Raw genomic sequence first — 15,243 nt, 5'->3', positions numbered from 1 at the left:
TATTAATATCGATAAGGTAAAAAAATGGAGAATAAGCGTTTAATTGTTACATCCCTTCTTCTGGCATTATCAGGAAGCGCTGTAAGCGTGCAGGCTCAAACCTGCACTCCGACTGCGGTAACACCCTATGTCAAGGTAGCTGGCGTCTGGAATCAAACAGCAACTGCATCGGTGAATGCCGGAACTCAAATCGTATTGGGGCCGCAACCAACTCAGGGTGGGTCCTGGCTATGGAGTGGAGACTGTGGGACCACAGGTACTGCGCGTGAGCAAACACTGACGCCAAGCGCTAGCTGTACTGCGACAGCTGCCTATACCAACACTTGCGGCGCAAAAACCTATCGAGATTTTACGATCAAGGTTCCTCTTTATCCGAGCTACAACACCAATCCAATTGCCCCGAATGCGACTGGCATGAGCAGTAACGCCATGCAGCTGGCCGCCAAAATCAAGCTGGGAACGAACGTTGGCAATACGATGGAAGCTTATGGTTGCACCCCGGCGGCGGAGACCTGCTGGGGCAACCCCATGGTTTCTGCCGCTTACGTCAAACTGGTGAAGGACAGCGGTTTTGACGCGATCCGGATTCCCGTGTCGTGGGATCAGTATGCCGACCAGAAGACTGGAAAAATCAGTGACGCTTGGCTCAACCGCGTAAAGCAAGTGGTGCAGTACGCGGTGGATAACGGGCTTTACGTCATCGTTAACATCCATTGGGATGGCGGTTGGCTGGAGAAGAATTTTACCGAGGATAAGAAGGAAGCGGTCAACGCCAAACAGAAAGCCTATTGGGAGCAAATTGCCACGCAACTGCGTGACTTTGACGAGCATGTCATGTTTGCAAGCGCCAATGAGCCGGATGCCGACGATGCAGCCGAAATAGCAGTTCTTGAAAGCTATCACCAAACATTCGTCAATGCGGTGCGCTCGACGGGTGGTCGAAACGCCTATCGTGTGTTGATCGTCCAAGCGCCACAAACCAACATCGATTTGGCTGCCGATAGTTGGAATGTCATGCCGTCCGACACGGTAACGGGTCGCCAAATGGCGGAAGTGCATTTTTACCCATTCAGCTGGTCGATCCAGACGCAAGACGAATGGTATGCCTCCATGTTCTACTACTGGGGTAACGGCTTCCACTCGACGACTGACACCACTCGAAACGCGACTCGTGAGGAAGAGCCTTTTGTGAATGCGGAGTTTGCCAAAATGAAGGCAAAATTCGCGGACCACGGAATCCCGGTAGTGTTGGGAGAGTTCGAGGCGGCGTTGCGTACTCAACTGACTGGCGATAACCTTGCTCTGCATCGCGCTTCGCGGGCATATTATTCTCAATATGTCACCCAAACGGCGCTTGCCAATGGCATGGTGCCATTCTATTGGGAGATTGGATCTGCGGTAGACTTGTTTAACCGCACCGCTCCGGCTGTGAATGATCCCCAAATTCTTGATTCACTTCTGGCAGGCGCAGGAAAAGGTGTTGTATTAAGTGCGCGCCCAAATAGCTGGACTGTGAGCAGCGGCGCGGCCGATACGAGTTCGGGTTCAAACATGCGGTTCGTTCTGAACCAGGCGGGTGCGGCGGCCAGCTATACCTTTGCCAATCCAGTGAATTTGAATGGCGCGACCTGGAAAATGGTCCTCAATTTTGATCAGGCATTCGTTTCAAATCGAAATGGTGGGATGGATTCCATTTTGCAATTCTACGCTTATTCCGCGAATTGGGCTGCTTCCGAGTTTAAGTGCTGGACCGCGAATCAAGCGCTGGTTGCAGATCAGGATACAGAGTTCACATGTTCTGCCTTCACCATTCCGAACGCGGTGGGGGTAGGCCTCCAATTCCCTAAAGCAGCAGGTTCCGTCACCATCAAGCGAGCAGCGATTAAATTTGCTCAATAATGGCAAAAACGGCCTATCCGCAGAGGCGGATAGGCCGCCTGGGTGCTACAGCAGAGCCAGCGCATCAGCACCGGCTGCGAAGCGCAATCGACCCGAGGAATCGTTGGCGGCCGTCCACACAACCTCGGCCACGTCGGACTCCTTCGTCACTGCGGCGAGATTTGCGAAACCGGCAAACACGCGGTGCGCAAAAGGCTCATAGGCGAAAGGAATCAGGCCTTGCATGCGCTGCTGGCCGTTAGCCGTGAAGCTGGTGGAAGGACCGTAGCCCGGCTCGACCAGTTTGCTGCAAATGCCGAATTCGTTCAGCTCGAGTTCGAGCGATGCTGTGAATCCTTCAATCGCCATCTTGCTGGCCGTATAGGCTGCAACCAAAGGAAACGGGGCCAGCGTTGCGCTGGACGTCACGTTCACGATCGTGCCTGCGCGGCGTTGCCGGAATTGCGGGATGACAGCCTGGCACATCGCCATCACGCCAAAAGTGTTGGTCTCGAAAATCTCGCGCACTGTGGCCATCGGCGTTGCCTCGAACGCGCCGAACAAGCCGAGGCCCGCATTATTTACCAGCACGTCGATCGGCCCGGCTTCGTCCAGCGCACGTGCGATGCTGTCAGGCTGGGTAACGTCCAGCTGCAACACGCGCAACCTGCTCGACGCGGGAAGCAGGTCCGTGCGCGGCGAGCGCATGGTGGCAATGACTTTCCAGCCTTGCGAGAGAAAGTGCCGGGCGGTTTCCAGGCCATATCCGGAGGAACATCCAGTGATCAGTACAGTTTTCATTTCCAGCTCCAAGTGTGGTTGACTCGGAGTGAACGATAAAGGAAGATTGCCGGATGATCGATAACGCAGAGTCCTAATATGTTTAGCGAAAGTCCAAAAACCTCGGACCCGCTATCGGAGGTGGTCAGGCTTTTGCGGCCGCATGCGGCCTTCACCAACACCATCAGCGGCAAGGGGAACTGGGCAGTCCGCTACGCCGAATATGGCCTGCCCAGCTTTTGCATCGTACTGGAAGGCGGCTGCCTGCTGTCGGTGGATGGTCACGAGCCGGTGTCGATTGAAGCGGGCGATTTCATCCTGCTGCCAGCCACCCCGGCCTTTACCCTGTCGAGCTTCACGCCGGCGCCTCCGGTGTACCTGGACCCAAACAAGGTCGCGGACGAGCGCAAGGAACTGCGCTATGGCGATCAGGATGGACCTGCCGATATGCGCTCCCTAGGCGGTGCTTTCCTGTTCGACTGCCACGATCCGGGCTTGCTGGTCTCCTTGCTGCCTGGCCTTGTGCATGTGCGGGAATCAGAGCGGCTGCCGCTGCTGGTGAAAATGGTCGAAGATGAATCTGCCGGCCAAAAACCCGGCAGCGAATTCATGCTCGCCCGACTGGCTGAACTCCTGCTGGTGGAAGCGATGCGATCAACGACTACAGGCAACGCGCCGCCGGGACTGTTGCGGGGATTGGGAGACGCGAGGCTGGCTCCGGCGCTGAGAGCCATGCATGCGCGCATCGGCCATGCATGGACGATCGAGCAGCTGGCGAAGATTGCAGCGCTCTCGCGCACGGCATTTTTCGAACGCTTCAACAATGCGGTTGGCAAGGCGCCGATGGACTATTTGCTGGCGTGGCGCATGGAGATTGCAAAAGAGCTGCTGCGCGCCAATGAACTTTCCGTTTTAAGCATCGCCGAACGCATAGGCTATGGTTCCTCCAGCGCCTTCAGCGTAGCGTTCAGCAGGCACGTAGGGCTGCCGCCAAGCCAGTACGCCCGATCCTGAAAGAAAAAACCCTGCAAGTCTTGGACTTGCAGGGTTTTGTTCGTGCATCTACCGTTGCTTAGAACGGAATATCGTCGTCCATATCGGAGAAGTTAGGCGCCGGGCGCGCTGCCGGACGTGGTGCCGGTGCCGGAGCTGCCTGTGGACGTGGAGCCTGGCGTGGGGCCGGTGCGTCGTAGCCCATGTCGTCGCCACCGCCCATACCGCCACCCATGCCGGCGCCATCGCCACGGCCGCCCAGCATCTGCATGTTTTCAGCGATGATGTCGGTCGCGTACTTTTCGATGCCGTCCTTGTCGGTGTATTTGCGGGTCTGCAGGCGGCCTTCAACGTAGACGGAAGAACCTTTTTTCAGGTACTGGCCGACGATTTCAGCCAAGCGGCCGAAGAAGGAAATACGGTGCCACTCGGTCAGCTCTTTTTGTTCGCCGGTGTTGCGGTCTTTCGAACGATACGAGGTAGCCACGGCGATGTTGGCAATCGCGTCACCGCTAGGCATGTAGCGGATTTCCGGATCGCGACCCAGATTGCCGACGATGATCACTTTGTTGACTGATGCCATTTATGAAACTCCTGAAGGGGTGTAGGGGCTGTTCCGACGGCCCCAAAACCACGGAGTTTACCCTAAATTAATTTGCTATCAAATATAGAGGGAACTGACACAGCTCAATTTGTTGTCGGGTTAGCGCGTGGCGGCTTCAGCAGTCGCAATGCGATCACGAGTGCACAGGAAACCGCCCCGCAGCCAGCCAGGTAGACTGCATTGACGCCATGCGCGCCAGCCAGCGCACCGGCCAGCGGACCGGTCAGGCCAAGCGAAATATCGAGGAAGGCAACGTAGGCTCCCATCGCCGCGCCGCGGCTTTGCGGTGGAGTGCGCTTGACCGCCTCTACGCCGAAACCGGGAAAGGCCAGTGAATAGCCAAAGCCTGTCAGCGCGGCGCCGACGTACACCAGCGGCGGTGCCGACGCTTGCCAGATGCACAATTGGCCGGCTGCTTCGATCAGAACGCACACCAGCGCCACGCGCGCGCCGCCGATCTTGTCCGGCAAGTGGCCGAACAGCAGGCGGGCGCCGATGAAGGCCGCGCCGAAGGCGGTGAACGCCAGCGACGGGCTGCCCCACGCCTTGGCCGTGAACAGCAGCGAAATAAAGGCGGTAATCACGCCAAAGCCGACGCTGGAAAACGCCAGCCCCATGCCAGGCCACCACACCGCGCCCAGTACCTTATAGAACGGGATGCGGCGCGCGCTGGCCGGCGGCAGGCCTTGGATATTGGCGAGCACCAGCAGTGCCAACACCGGCGCCAGCATGCCGGCAAAGGCGATGCCGTGGAAACCGACCTGCTGGTACAGCGCCATCCCGGCCGGCGCGCCGGCAGCGTAGGCGCCGTACATCGCAATGCCGACCCAGGCCATGACCTTGCCCGCGTTTTGCGGCCCGGCCAGGCAGACGCCCCAGCTCAGGGCGCCTGTGACGATCAGGCTTTCGGCGCCGCCCAGCAGGATGCGTCCGGCGATCAGCACCGCGACCGATGCCTCCGGCTGCGCGACCATCGACAAGGAAGCAAAGTAGGCCAGCGCGGAGGTAACGGCCAGCACAAAGCCGGTCATTACGGCGCGCTTGGAACCGCGGACGTCGCACAGTCCACCGGCCCAGGCGCGGGTCAGCAGCGCGGCGACAAACTGGGCACCGGCGACGACGCCGACCATCAGGGTGCTCAGGCCAAGGCGGTCATGCACGTGCAGTGGCAGCGCAGGCAGCGCGATGCCAATGGCGAGGAAGCTGGCAAACACCGCCAGCACGATAGGAAAAATCCTGGTTGCCACATTGACGGCCTGCGGGGCAGCGGCCGTGGTGGGAGAAGCGAAATCTTTGGGCGGGCTCATATAAAATCTTTCATGGTTGACAATGAATTCTTAGAATGCGAGCATTTGCTCACATACAGCCAAAATTCTAAAATCAACAACACCCCGCGAAAACTCGCATTCCAAAACGCCCATGGTCGACATCCCGCAACCCCGCAAAGCCCCGCGCCAGGCGCGTTCCAAAGCCACCGTCGAGGTGATACTGGAGGCAACGGCTCGCATTTTTTCCGAGCATGGCTACGCCGGAACCAATACCAACCTGATCGCGGAGAAGGCCGGCATCAGCATCGGCTCGCTCTACCAGTACTTCAAGAACAAGGATGCGCTGATCGCGGCCCTGCACCAGCGCCACGCCGAGCAAGTGCAGCAAACGGTGGAAGAAGTGCTGGCAAGACCTTACGAACCGACGCTCGCCGGCCATATCGGTGCGCTGGTGCAGGCGCTGCTCGCGGCCCACCTGCTGGAGCCGGACCTGCACAAGATGCTGGAACTGCAATTCCCGTATTTCGATGCGCCGCAGTCGGAAAACGAGGCCGACCAGGGCATCTTCAAGCGCGTGCGCGCGCTGCTGGAGGATTGGCGAACCGACATCGTGCCGCCCAACCTGGACCTGGCCACCTGGGTTGTCCTTCAGATCATGGAATCGATGGTGCACGCCGCCGTGATCGACGCGCCGGGCTTCGAAATGGCCGACATCGAGGCATCCATCACCGGCGCCATCATGGGCTACCTGACGTATCGCCCGAATACTGGTAATATGTACAGTATTTGACGCTGGGCTTGGTGTATCCAGGGCGCGGCGCAAGAATTCATTCGACGCTATAGTATCGGGCTGACCCCGAAAGGTATCCACGCATGGAAGAGATCCGCATCCGCGGTGCGCGCACGCACAACCTGAAAAACATCAACCTCGACCTGCCACGCAACAAGCTGATCGTGATCACCGGCTTGTCCGGCTCCGGCAAGTCGTCGCTGGCGTTCGACACCCTGTACGCTGAAGGCCAGCGCCGCTACGTCGAGTCGCTGTCGGCCTATGCGCGCCAGTTCCTGCAACTGATGGAAAAGCCGGACGTGGACATGATCGAAGGCCTGTCGCCTGCGATCTCGATCGAACAGAAGGCCACCTCGCACAATCCGCGTTCGACCGTGGGCACCGTGACCGAGATCCACGACTACCTGCGTTTGCTGTACGCGCGCGTCGGCACTCCTTACTGCATCAACCACCCGGACCACGCGCTGGCTGCGCAATCGGTGTCGCAGATGGTCGACGCCGTGCTGGCCATGCCCGAAGGCACCAAGCTGATGATCATGGCGCCGGTGGTGGCCAACCGCAAAGGCGAACACGCCGACCTGTTCGAAGCAATGCAGGCCCAGGGCTTCGTGCGCTTCCGCGTGCAGAGCGGCACCCACGACGCCAAGATCTATGAAGTGGACGACCTGCCCAAGCTGAAGAAAACCGAGAAGCACACCATCGACGTGGTGATCGACCGTGTGAAAGTCAACGCAGAGATCAAGCAGCGCCTGGCCGAATCGTTCGAAACCGCGCTGCGCCTGGCCGATGGCCGCGCCATCGCCTACGAAATGGACACCGGCGCCGAACACGTCTACTCCAACAAGTTCGCCTGCACCACCTGCGGCTACTCGCTGCAGGAACTGGAGCCGCGCCTGTTCTCCTTCAATAACCCGATGGGCGCCTGCCCCGAGTGCGATGGCCTGGGCCATATCGAGTTCTTCGACCCGCGCCGCATCGTCGCCTTCCCCAACCTGTCGCTGGCATCCGGCGCGGTGAAGGGCTGGGACCGCCGCAACCAGTTCTACTATTCGATGCTGGCGGCGCTGGCGGCCTACTACGATTTCGAACTCGATACGCCATTCGAGCAACTGCCTGCGAAAGCGCAGGACGTGGTGCTGCACGGCTCCGGCAAGACCGCCATCCCGTTCACCTACATGAATGAGCGCGGCCGCGCCGTGGTCAAGGAACACACCTTCGAAGGCATCGTCAACAACCTGCAGCGCCGCTACCGCGAAACCGATTCGATGGCGGTGAAGGAAGAACTGGCGAAGTTCATCAACGAGAAGAAGTGCCCGAGCTGCGAAGGCGCACGCCTGCGCGTGGAAGCTCGCCACGTGAAGATCGGCACCGGCAAGCAGGAACGCGCGATCTACCAGATCGCGGACAAGCCGTTGCGCGATACGCTGTCCTACTTCGAGCAACTGAAGCTGAAGGGCGCCAAGAAGGACATTGCCGACCGCGTGATCAAGGAAATCGTTTCGCGCCTGACCTTCCTGAACAATGTGGGCCTGGACTACCTGTCGCTGGAGCGCAGCGCCGACACCCTGTCGGGCGGCGAAGCCCAGCGTATCCGCCTCGCTTCGCAGATCGGCTCCGGCCTGACCGGCGTGATGTACGTGCTGGACGAGCCGTCGATCGGCCTGCACCAGCGCGACAACGACCGCTTGATCGACACCCTCAAGCACCTGCGCGATATCGGCAACTCGGTGCTGGTGGTGGAACACGATGAAGACGCGATCCGCACCGCCGACTACGTGGTCGACATGGGTAAAGGCGCCGGCGTGCATGGCGGCGACGTGATCGCTGCCGGCCCGCTGAAGGACATCCTGAAATCGAAGGAGTCGCTGACCGCGCAATACCTCAGCGGCAAGCTGCAGATCGCGGTACCGAAGAAGCGCCATGTGGCCGATCCCCAGCGCCAGCTGACCATCACCGGCGCCACCGGCAACAACCTGAAAAAGGTATCGCTCAACCTGCCGGTCGGCCTGATGACCTGCGTGACCGGCGTCTCCGGCTCCGGCAAATCGACCCTGGTCAACGACACCCTGTACCCTGCGCTGTCGCGCCACCTGTTCGGCTCCCAGACCGAGCCGGCGCCGCACGACTCGATCAGCGGCCTGGAACACTTCGACAAGGTGATCTCGGTCGACCAGGCGCCGATCGGCCGCACGCCGCGTTCCAACCCGGCCACCTATACCGGCCTGTTCACGCCGATCCGCGACCTGTTTGCCACCGTGCCGGTGGCGAAAGAGCGCGGCTACTCGGCTGGCCGCTTCTCGTTCAACGTCAAGGGCGGCCGCTGCGAAGCCTGCCAGGGCGACGGCGTGATCAAGGTCGAAATGCACTTCCTGCCGGACGTGTACGTGCCATGCGACGTTTGCCACGGCAAGCGCTATAACCGCGAAACGCTGGAAGTGCACTACAAGGGCAAGAGCATCACCGAAGTGCTGGACATGACGGTGGAAGACGCGCACGAATTCTTCAAGGCCGTACCGGTCATCGCGCGCAAGCTGCAAACCCTGCTGGACGTCGGCCTGGGTTACATCAAGCTGGGGCAAAGCGCCACCACGCTGTCCGGCGGCGAAGCGCAGCGCGTCAAGCTGTCGCTCGAACTGTCCAAGCGCGACACGGGCCGCACGCTATATATCCTGGACGAGCCGACCACCGGCCTGCACTTCCACGATATCGACCTGCTGCTGAAGGTGATCCACCGCCTGCGCGACCACGGCAACACCCTGGTCATCATTGAGCACAACCTCGACGTGATCAAGACTGCCGACTGGATCGTCGACCTTGGTCCGGAAGGCGGCGCCGGCGGTGGCCAGATCATCGCTAGCGGCACGCCGGAAGAAGTGGCGGCCAATCCGGCCAGCGTGACCGGCAAGTACCTCGGCCCTCTTCTGAAGAAGAAATAATGAGCCTGCATTCCGTCAAACACTTCCTGGCGCAGCACGCGCCGGACCTGGAAGTCATCGAACTGGCGGAAAGCACGGCCACCGTGGCCCTGGCTGCCGCTGCACACGGCGTCGAGCCGGGCCAGATCGCCAAGACGCTGTCGCTGCGCATGAAGGAAGGCATCGTCCTGGTGGTAACGCGCGGCGATGCGCGGCTGGACAACAAGAAGTTCAAGGCCCACTTCGGCGCCACCGCGCGCATGCTGGGTGCGGATGAAGTGGAAGCGCTGACCGGTCACCCGGTCGGCGGAGTCTGTCCTTTCGGCCTGCCCGGGCCGATCCCGGTTTATTGCGATGTTTCGCTGCGCGCCTTCAGCGAAGTGATTCCCGCCGGCGGCGCGATCAATGCCGCAGTGCGCATCTGCCCCGAGCGCATGGCAACGCTGACAGGTGCCGAATGGATCGATGTAGCGCAAGCCTGACGGCAATGCGCTTTTCGACTTACGCCGCGCGGCGTAACGCGGCCAGCCAACGCTCCAGTTGCGGGAAGCGGTCGTAGCCCCAGAACGGTTCCCCATCCGCCAGCACGAACGGTACACCGAACACGCCCTGCGCCAGCGCCTCCTCATTGCCCTGCTTGAACTGCGTCTTGATCGCGGCATCCTCCATGCCCGCCAGGAAGGCCGAACCATCAATGCCCTGGCTCTCAGCAATCCCCAGCAACACCGCCTTGTCCGCGATATCCACGCCGTCGGCGTAGTAGGCCTGGAAGCAGGTGCGCGCAAACGACACCGCCGCATCTTCGCCATGGTTGGCCCGCACCCACAGCATGGCGCGCCCCGGCGCTATCAGCATTTGCGGGAAGGCGCCGGAGGGATTGAAGGGGATCGCCTCCTCCTGCGCCGTGCGCTGCATGTCGCGCGTGACGTACTTCCATTTGACCGGCACCACCGGCGACGGCAGCACCCCGGTCACCTGGGTCAGCGCCGGCAGCAGCACCGGATGCCAGCGCACGGTAGCGCCATTGGCTGCCGCCAGCCATTCGATGCGGCGTGCAGCAAAGTAGGAATAGCCGGAAGCGAAATCAAAGTAGAAGTCGAGAACCATGGCCGCTCCTTAATAGTTTTCGCCAAAATCGCTATTGTTCTTCGGCAGCCCGCGCAGGATGCCCCACAAGCTGCTATGGCTCACAAAGTAGATGCCGACCGGCACCAGCAAAAGAAGGAATCGCATTTTCTTTCTCCAATTTCGCACACCCGTGCGAAGTTCGGTTAAAAAAAGGCCGCAGGCGAACCCGCGGCAACCCAAAATCACAAATCGTTGAAACTCTTGTACGTCGAAATCAGGCGGTTGAACGCGCGCTGCGCATGGCGCGGCGACTGCTCGTCACGCAGGAAGCGAGCGTCGTGCAGCAGGCCCACTACCAGGCTGTAAATCTCGAACACCAGTTGTTCGGGTTCGGTGTCCGGCCTTAACTGGCCGGCTTCCATCGCCTGCAGGATGGTCTTGCGCAGCGAAGCGCGCCAGGCCAGCGCACCCTGCGCCAGGCGGTCGCGCACCGCGCTTCCTTCATAATCGTCGAACTCGAAGGCGCCCGCCGTGTACAGGCAGGAAGTGCGCAGCGCCTCGTCGGCCGCGCGCTGGAACCAGGCTGCTACCTGTGCCTGCAACCGCGGCAAGCCGCGCGGCAGCGTGAGCGATGGCATGAACACTTCGGCGGCAAAGCGGCGGTCGTATTCATCCAGCACCGCGCACTGCAACTGCTCCAGCGAGCCAACGCGCGAAAACACCCCGCTCTTGCTGATGCCGGTGCGCTTGGCGATCTCGCCCAGCGACAGCTTGCCGATGCCTTCCGCCGCCGCCATTTCCATGGCGGCATCGAGGATGGTGGCAAAAGTCGCTTCGCTTTTCGCGGTCAAGGTGTCCATGTAGCGAACTTTAGCACACATGTGCGAAATATCAAACCTAAATATTTTCGTTATTGTTTTTGATTGACTATTTTGCAAATCTGACTAAAGTTGTATGCGGGAAATATTCCAAGGAGAAAATTTTGAACCTGCCCCCACTGCGCCATCTCGCGTCTGCTGCCCTGCTGGCCTGCGCCACCCTGTCCGCACAGGCCCAGATTTCAACCGGCACCATGACCGTGCCGCGCATGTTCCACCAGGCCAGCACGCTGCCTGACGGCCGCATCATGCTGACAGGCGGTGCCCCGCAACCCGGTAGCAACATCTATTCCAGCACCGAGATCTACGATCCGGTGAACGGGCAATTTACCCCCGGAGCGCCGATGCTGATGCCGCGCCGCAGCCACGCTGCGGTCACCCTGCTGGACGGCCGCATCCTGGTCGCCGGCGGCATGTCGACTAATGGCTATTACACCAACACGGCGGAGATTTACGACCCGGCCACCGGCCAATGGAATATGACCGGCCCAATGAACACCACGCTGGCCGATGCGATCGGCCTCCTGCTGAACGATGGGCGCGTCATGTTGCTCGACAAGCGCGCCGGCGGCCTGGAGGCCGACGTCTTCAATCCATCCAGCGGCCTGTTCACCCGCACCGGGCCGATGGTGGAACGCGCTTACGACTCCGGCCTGGTGGTGCTGCCGGATGGCCGCGTCCTGAAAATGGGCGGCCTCTCCTCGGATGGCTATAGCAGGAATGCCGAGCTGTGGGACCCGGCCACCAACCAATGGAGCGCCACCGGCCAGATGAATGAGCCGCGCAACACGCTGCAACCTGTCGTACTCGGCAACGGTACTGTCCTGGTTGCCGGGGGCCGCAGGGAGTGGTCGCAAAGCAGCACGGAAATCTACGATCCCGCCGCAGGCCAGTTCTCGACCGGCGCCACCATGCCAACCAGCTTCGAACCGAGGAGCGCCAAGCTGCTGCCGAACGGCGACATCGTCTATACCGCCGACTGGACTCGCCAGCTCATGCGTTACCAGGCTGCCACCGGCACCTGGAACCTGACCGGTCCCCAGCGCAAAATCGCGCGCGACAACGCCGTTGCGCGCCTGCCCGACGGCAGGGTACTGATTACCGGCGGCTCCGAGCTGAACGAAGCCACCTCGTATGCGGCGATCTGGGAGCCAGCCTGCGCCGGCCAGGTGACTGAGGTTATGTCGCCCGACCAGGACTTCGCCGGCGACGGCGGCGCTGCCAGTTTCGTGGTGACCGCTGCACCTGGCTGCCGCTTCGAAGCCGCCGAACTCCCATCCTGGTTGACCGTCAACGGCGGCAACGTGCAGCAGATGCCCGAGAGTGGCCTGATGGAGGTGGTCTTCACCGCGGCCCCCAACCAGACCGGTGCCGCGCGCAATGCCAGCTTCATGCTCGCCAACGCCAGCGTCAACGCCACACAAGGAGCATCCCCAAACTGCCCATCGGCGCCGGTTGTGTCGCCCAATCCATTTAACGTTGGTAACCTCGGCGCCAGTGGTACGCTCAGCGTGACAGCCGCCGCCACCTGCCCATGGAGCGTCGCCTCCATGCCGAGTTTTGTGACGGCAACCGGCGCCACCAGCGGTACCGGCAACGGCAGCATCGCCTTCACGGTCCCCGCTAACAATGACCCCGCCGCGCGCAGCGGTTCGGGCCAACTGGTCGCCAAAGGCCAGTACGTTACGTTCACCTTCACCCAGGATGGCCGGCCTTGCCCGACCGTGCCCACCATTAGCCTGAACACCAGCACCTTCCCGGCAACCGGCGGCACGGCAACCGGCACCGTCGCGGCAGCTACGACCTGCACCTGGTCGATCAGTGCGCCAAGCTGGGCCACCGTTTCGGCCGGCGCCACCGGTACCGGCAATGGCAGCTTCACCATCACGGGGCCGGCCAACACCGGTGCGGCGCGCAGCGGCTCGGGCATGCTGACCGCTCCTGGCATAGCCTCGACCTTCAATATGAGCCAGGCCGCTTCGCCATGCGCATCCTGGAGCATCACGCCGTCCAGTGCCAGTATTCCTGCCGCAGGCGGCAGCGGCAGCTTTACCGTCACCGCCAATGCCGCCTGCACCTGGTCCCTTGGCACGGTGCCAAGCTGGCTCACGCTCACCGGTACCCGCAGCGGTAGCGGCAATGGCAGTATCAGCTACTCGGCCAGCGCCAATACCGGCGCCGCGCGCAGCGCAACGACCACCTTGTCGGGTTCCGGTCCAAGCTTGTCGGTCAGCCTGAACCAGGCATCGGGCCAGGCGACTGCCTGCAGCACGCCGATTACCAGCGGCACCCCGGTCAGCGGCTCGCTCAAGTCGAACGGCTGCCCGGCCGGCGCCCGCGGCGGCAGCTACTACACCGACCGCTATACCTTCTCCGGCACCGGCGGCAAGGTCGCGACGATCGTCATGTCCTCATCGAGCTTCGACACCTACCTGTACCTGCGCGATCCGGCAGGGAACGTAGTCAGGTCGGACGACGATGGCGGTGGCGGCACCAACTCGCGCATCAGCTTCACCCTTCCGTCCAGCGGCACCTACACCATCGAAGCTACCAGCTACGGCAGCTACTCGACCGGTGCCTATAGCCTGTCCTTCGCTCAGTAAGGATCGGGGCTCCAGACGGCGTACATCTCGCCGTCTTCCTCTACGCCGGCCTCGATGAAACTGCAGGCGGCGTAGAGTTCCTTCGCCACGGCGTTGCCGGGAAGGTAGCTGGTCCAGATACGCTGCACGTCCCCATGCTTCTGGATTTCCGCCAATGCCAGTTCGACGGCACGGCGGCCATGTCCCCGGCCCTGGAAGCGGCGGTCCACCATCAAGTGGTAGATCGCATAGTCGCCGGGTTCATCGTCGGCGCCAGGCGCGGCGTACATCAGGAAGCCCACCACGCCATCCTTGTCGGCGATGGCGCGGCAGTGGTAGTTGGGGTGGAAGCTGGCTTCCGCAATCGCATACATGGTGGCAGGTGCATGGTCCTGCTGGTGCTCGTGCAATTCGAGTTCGGCGATGTTGGCAAAATTCTCCTTGGTGACCACGTGCAGGTTGGTGGTGATCCATTTCCTCAGGAAGCGTTGGTATGGCCTCATTAATGACTCCTTCTTCTTCGTTACAGCTCTAGTACTGCATTCATTTCGCCATCTTCGTCGACGTCGGTTTCGACGAAGCCCATGCTGGCGTATAGCTCTTTGGCCCGGGTGTTGTCCGGCTGGTAGCTGATCCAGATCTTGCGCACGCCGCCGCGCGCCCGGATCTCGGCCAGCGCCGCCTGCAGCGCCTGGCGGCCGTAGCCCTTGCCCTGGTGAGGCAGGTCCACCATCAAGCGCCACACGCCAAACTCGCCGGGTTGCCCCTCCAGTTTCAGGTCGACGTACATCAGAAAGCCAACCAGCTCACTGCCGGCGTAGATGGCGCGCGCCTGCATCTCCGGGTAGAAGCTGGCTTGGGCGATCGAGTAGGCATTGCTGGCGATGTAATCGCGTTGATAGTCCAGCAGCCGCAAGTCGGTGATGTCGTCGAAGTTCTGCCGGGTGACAGCTTTGAGTTGGATCTCCATGATTCCTTTCCTCCTTGCGCCGGGACCAAAAAACAAAAACCCCGGCAAGTATCCTTACCGGGGTTTTTGTCGTGGGACGTCCGGCTCGGGGGTGGCGATTTGCCAGAAGCCCCGAGCGCACGCGCATCAGGGCTATCTGGTGTGCTTAATGCAGGTGATAGCGATATTGCGCATGACTGTCCTTTCTTAATCTGGGTTATGAAACTAACGAGCGCTGATTCTGCTCTCTACGCGAATGTGGTGTCAAGAAAAACTTTGAATAAATATTCACTCAGCGTTCTTGTACAGGACATCAATGCGTTTGATGATCTTTTCGCTCAGCTTTGCCGCATTGGCATAGCGCTCATACAGTTGCGGAACCGCGATGGAATTGCGCAGCAGGCGCTTGCCGTTCGGTGTGGCCAGCACATGGTAACGCTGCTCGATGCTGTCGCCCTGCTCCAGCGCGACGTCGAGGTAGTTGTGCAGTTTTTCATGCCTGCTGCGCCAGCCGCCCTCCGACAATTGGATCACGCGA

14 protein-coding genes are annotated in these 15,243 nt (G+C 61.0%); 6 read left to right on the top strand and 8 right to left on the bottom strand.

Features of this window, described 5'->3' with window-relative positions:
- Nucleotides 1-24 precede the first annotated feature (24 nt).
- Nucleotides 25-1,899 (top strand): cellulase family glycosylhydrolase, encoded by a 1,875-nt coding sequence (locus ASD58_RS29160; RefSeq protein ID WP_156401553.1) that lies wholly within the window; start codon nucleotides 25-27, stop codon nucleotides 1,897-1,899.
- A gap of 45 nt (nucleotides 1,900-1,944) precedes the next feature.
- Here the strand turns inward: ASD58_RS29160 and ASD58_RS29155 are convergent, their stop codons facing one another.
- Nucleotides 1,945-2,679 carry an SDR family oxidoreductase gene (locus ASD58_RS29155; RefSeq protein WP_057265812.1) on the bottom strand — a complete coding sequence of 245 codons (735 nt, stop codon included), beginning with the start codon at nucleotides 2,677-2,679 and terminating at the stop codon, nucleotides 1,945-1,947.
- Between the two features lie 78 nt (nucleotides 2,680-2,757).
- Here ASD58_RS29155 and ASD58_RS29150 point away from each other — a divergent pair, with 78 nt between their 5' ends.
- A complete protein-coding gene (locus ASD58_RS29150) occupies nucleotides 2,758-3,672 on the top strand; it encodes an AraC family transcriptional regulator (RefSeq protein WP_057265810.1) in 915 nt (304 codons plus the stop codon).
- 58 nt (nucleotides 3,673-3,730) lie between these two features.
- On the opposite strand, the gene ssb is transcribed toward ASD58_RS29150, so the two are convergent.
- Both ssb and ASD58_RS29140 read right to left on the bottom strand, forming a co-directional pair.
- Nucleotides 3,731-4,234 (bottom strand): single-stranded DNA-binding protein, encoded by a 504-nt coding sequence (gene ssb, locus ASD58_RS29145; RefSeq protein WP_057265808.1) that lies wholly within the window; start codon nucleotides 4,232-4,234, stop codon nucleotides 3,731-3,733.
- A gap of 104 nt (nucleotides 4,235-4,338) precedes the next feature.
- Nucleotides 4,339-5,562 carry an arabinose transporter gene (locus ASD58_RS29140; RefSeq protein WP_057265806.1) on the bottom strand — a complete coding sequence of 408 codons (1,224 nt, stop codon included), beginning with the start codon at nucleotides 5,560-5,562 and terminating at the stop codon, nucleotides 4,339-4,341.
- Between the two features lie 112 nt (nucleotides 5,563-5,674).
- On the opposite strand from ASD58_RS29140, the gene ASD58_RS29135 reads away from it, so the two are divergent.
- The 3 genes from ASD58_RS29135 to ASD58_RS29125 all read left to right on the top strand — a co-directional run bounded on the left by ASD58_RS29135 (nucleotide 5,675) and on the right by ASD58_RS29125 (nucleotide 9,710).
- Nucleotides 5,675-6,313 carry a TetR/AcrR family transcriptional regulator gene (locus ASD58_RS29135; RefSeq protein WP_057265804.1) on the top strand — a complete coding sequence of 213 codons (639 nt, stop codon included), beginning with the start codon at nucleotides 5,675-5,677 and terminating at the stop codon, nucleotides 6,311-6,313.
- A gap of 83 nt (nucleotides 6,314-6,396) precedes the next feature.
- Nucleotides 6,397-9,249, top strand: coding sequence for an excinuclease ABC subunit UvrA (gene uvrA, locus ASD58_RS29130; RefSeq protein ID WP_057265802.1), 2,853 nt, complete (start codon nucleotides 6,397-6,399; stop codon nucleotides 9,247-9,249).
- The gene (locus ASD58_RS29125) at nucleotides 9,249-9,710 is read left to right on the top strand and encodes a YbaK/EbsC family protein (protein WP_057265800.1); all 462 of its coding nucleotides are present in this window, start codon (nucleotides 9,249-9,251) and stop codon (nucleotides 9,708-9,710) included. The genes uvrA and ASD58_RS29125 overlap by 1 nt, the downstream gene beginning before the upstream one ends.
- Nucleotides 9,711-9,729: 19 nt before the next feature.
- Here the strand turns inward: ASD58_RS29125 and ASD58_RS29120 are convergent, their stop codons facing one another.
- Nucleotides 9,730-10,335: a 2-hydroxychromene-2-carboxylate isomerase gene (locus ASD58_RS29120; RefSeq protein ID WP_057265798.1), complete on the bottom strand. Its 606-nt coding sequence runs from the start codon at nucleotides 10,333-10,335 to the stop codon at nucleotides 9,730-9,732.
- Nucleotides 10,336-10,538: 203 nt separating this feature from the next.
- Nucleotides 10,539-11,156, bottom strand: coding sequence for a TetR/AcrR family transcriptional regulator (locus ASD58_RS29115; RefSeq protein WP_057265797.1), 618 nt, complete (start codon nucleotides 11,154-11,156; stop codon nucleotides 10,539-10,541).
- Between the two features lie 122 nt (nucleotides 11,157-11,278).
- Here ASD58_RS29115 and ASD58_RS29110 point away from each other — a divergent pair, with 122 nt between their 5' ends.
- On the top strand, nucleotides 11,279-13,777 hold the full coding sequence (locus ASD58_RS29110) for a kelch repeat-containing protein (protein WP_057265795.1): 2,499 nt from the start codon (nucleotides 11,279-11,281) through the stop codon (nucleotides 13,775-13,777).
- Here ASD58_RS29110 and ASD58_RS29105 read toward each other — a convergent pair.
- The 3 genes from ASD58_RS29105 to ASD58_RS29095 all read right to left on the bottom strand — a co-directional run bounded on the left by ASD58_RS29105 (nucleotide 13,771) and on the right by ASD58_RS29095 (nucleotide 15,239).
- On the bottom strand, nucleotides 13,771-14,259 hold the full coding sequence (locus tag ASD58_RS29105; RefSeq protein ID WP_057265793.1) for a GNAT family N-acetyltransferase: 489 nt from the start codon (nucleotides 14,257-14,259) through the stop codon (nucleotides 13,771-13,773). The genes ASD58_RS29110 and ASD58_RS29105 overlap by 7 nt on opposite strands.
- 20 nt (nucleotides 14,260-14,279) lie before the next feature.
- Nucleotides 14,280-14,726, bottom strand: a complete 447-nt coding sequence (locus ASD58_RS29100) for a GNAT family N-acetyltransferase (protein ID WP_057265791.1) — start codon at nucleotides 14,724-14,726, stop codon at nucleotides 14,280-14,282.
- A gap of 267 nt (nucleotides 14,727-14,993) precedes the next feature.
- Nucleotides 14,994-15,239 (bottom strand): hypothetical protein, encoded by a 246-nt coding sequence (locus tag ASD58_RS29095; RefSeq protein WP_057265789.1) that lies wholly within the window; start codon nucleotides 15,237-15,239, stop codon nucleotides 14,994-14,996.
- Nucleotides 15,240-15,243 lie beyond the last annotated feature (4 nt).

This window comes from Duganella sp. Root1480D1 (assembly GCF_001427305.1).
GTDB lineage: Bacteria > Pseudomonadota > Gammaproteobacteria > Burkholderiales > Burkholderiaceae_D > Rugamonas.
The sequence above is the reverse complement of the archived record's forward strand: the minus strand, read 5'-3'. Positions and strand labels throughout refer to the sequence as shown.

What these genes read in the sequence shown, in the direction of transcription:
- ASD58_RS29140 (WP_057265806.1), bottom strand. Translation starts at nt 5,562, where the DNA reads ATGAGCCCGCCCAAAGATTTCGCTTCTCCCACCACGGCCGCTGCCCCG.
- ASD58_RS29100 (WP_057265791.1), bottom strand. Translation starts at nt 14,726, where the DNA reads ATGGAGATCCAACTCAAAGCTGTCACCCGGCAGAACTTCGACGACATC.
- ASD58_RS29125 (WP_057265800.1), top strand. Translation starts at nt 9,249, where the DNA reads ATGAGCCTGCATTCCGTCAAACACTTCCTGGCGCAGCACGCGCCGGAC.
- ASD58_RS29115 (WP_057265797.1), bottom strand. Translation starts at nt 11,156, where the DNA reads ATGGACACCTTGACCGCGAAAAGCGAAGCGACTTTTGCCACCATCCTC.
- ASD58_RS29120 (WP_057265798.1), bottom strand. Translation starts at nt 10,335, where the DNA reads ATGGTTCTCGACTTCTACTTTGATTTCGCTTCCGGCTATTCCTACTTT.
- ssb (WP_057265808.1), bottom strand. Translation starts at nt 4,234, where the DNA reads ATGGCATCAGTCAACAAAGTGATCATCGTCGGCAATCTGGGTCGCGAT.
- ASD58_RS29105 (WP_057265793.1), bottom strand. Translation starts at nt 14,259, where the DNA reads ATGAGGCCATACCAACGCTTCCTGAGGAAATGGATCACCACCAACCTG.
- ASD58_RS29150 (WP_057265810.1), top strand. Translation starts at nt 2,758, where the DNA reads ATGTTTAGCGAAAGTCCAAAAACCTCGGACCCGCTATCGGAGGTGGTC.
- uvrA (WP_057265802.1), top strand. Translation starts at nt 6,397, where the DNA reads ATGGAAGAGATCCGCATCCGCGGTGCGCGCACGCACAACCTGAAAAAC.
- ASD58_RS29135 (WP_057265804.1), top strand. Translation starts at nt 5,675, where the DNA reads ATGGTCGACATCCCGCAACCCCGCAAAGCCCCGCGCCAGGCGCGTTCC.
- ASD58_RS29155 (WP_057265812.1), bottom strand. Translation starts at nt 2,679, where the DNA reads ATGAAAACTGTACTGATCACTGGATGTTCCTCCGGATATGGCCTGGAA.
- ASD58_RS29160 (WP_156401553.1), top strand. Translation starts at nt 25, where the DNA reads ATGGAGAATAAGCGTTTAATTGTTACATCCCTTCTTCTGGCATTATCA.